We start from the raw sequence: 1,353 nt of genomic DNA on the forward strand, positions 1-1,353 counted from the left end.
TTGGCGGAGAGGGAGGGATTCGAACCCTCGATACCTTGCGGTATACACACTTTCCAGGCGTGCTCCTTCGGCCACTCGGACACCTCTCCGTTTTGAACTTTCTAGCTTCGCAAATGGTGTAAACCCTGTTACGCTCCCAGAAAGGTGCGCTACTCTAAACTAGCATTTTAATCATTGCAATAGTTGAGCCCGTTAGTAGCTAATAAAAGTTAACTTATAGGTATATGTTCTCGTGAATATTCGGATTCCTCCACCACTTCAAACACTGATTGCAGCAGGTATTATGTATGGGCTGGATACTTTGATTTCAGTGAGTCTATATCGGTTTGGGCTCTTGGCTGGTATTGTTATGGCTGTCTTGGGGCTTGCGTCTGTGTTTTTCTTAATGCCAGCGGTATTTAGCTTCTGGAAAAATAAAACAACCGTTAACCCTATTAAACCTGAAAATGCGACCACGCTTGTGGTTGATGGAGTTTATAAGTACTCGAGAAATCCAATGTATGTGGGTATGGCAGCGCAGTTGCTTGCTTGGGCTGTGTATTTGGCAAACCCTTTTAACTTCTTAGTGTTTGCATTGTACGTCTATGTCATGACGGCAATTCAAATAAAGCCCGAAGAGCGTGCTTTGGTAAAGATCTTTGGGGCGAGTTACAGGGAGTATTGCGAACAAGTGAGAAGGTGGGTTTAGCAGTCTATTAGGTTAGAAAAAAATAGACTGCTATATGAGCTTTTACTAATTTTGATCAGGGATATTAATGGTTAGGTCAAATCCGCCGCCAACGCGCGGGGTAATTTGAAGCGGACCTTCATCAATACCGTGAGGAAGTTCAATTTTGTCAATTTGAGGAAGGTTGCCAATTGAAAAGGTAAGTTGATTGTCCTGTCTACTTAGCCCAAGATCGTTGGCACCGTCGCCACCAATATAGACAAAGTCGAAATCACCCTCGGGTACCGCGTAGCGTGTATCGTTCATGACTTCTTCCATTGTGCGAGTGTTAACCTCGTCGTAGGTTGGGATCACAACGTCAATAGGCGCGATGGTTGCTGAAGCAATCGCTGCATTTCGTAGCATTTCTTCACTGAGTAGGACAGAGCTGGCAGTGCCATCGACGTGGTTCTGTTGGTGCCCTAGCTTATCCATATCCTGGTCTACATTTTCAACCGGGGCAATTGTCAGGCTGGAGTAAGTTTTTTGAGTTGTCTCAATTTCCTGCTTTTTAGGCGTGACAATAATTGTCGAGTCCTTGATATAGGTTTCGGTTAACTCTGAACTGCTAAGAGATTTAACTTCTGCGCCAGCCATTAGTGGCAGTAGTAATAAAGGTGACGCTTTTAGGATGATGCTAGAGCTAG

At 44.5% G+C, this 1,353-nt stretch carries 2 protein-coding genes and 1 tRNA gene; 1 reads left to right on the forward strand and 2 read right to left on the reverse strand.

The window, feature by feature from the left end:
* Window position 1: 1 nt before the first annotated feature.
* A tRNA-Ser gene (locus tag A3766_RS06435) sits at window positions 2–89 on the reverse strand.
* Window positions 90–232: 143 nt separating this feature from the next.
* Between A3766_RS06435 and A3766_RS06440 the strand changes: the two genes are divergently transcribed.
* Window positions 233–688 carry an isoprenylcysteine carboxylmethyltransferase family protein gene (locus tag A3766_RS06440; RefSeq protein ID WP_156490420.1) on the forward strand — a complete coding sequence of 152 codons (456 nt, stop codon included), beginning with the start codon at window positions 233–235 and terminating at the stop codon, window positions 686–688.
* 45 nt (window positions 689–733) lie between these two features.
* Here A3766_RS06440 and A3766_RS30575 read toward each other — a convergent pair.
* Window positions 734–1,353: hypothetical protein (locus A3766_RS30575; protein WP_197479383.1), on the reverse strand; the 620-nt coding region annotated here is incomplete at its 5' end.

It is taken from the genome of Oleiphilus sp. HI0132 (genome assembly GCF_001635845.1).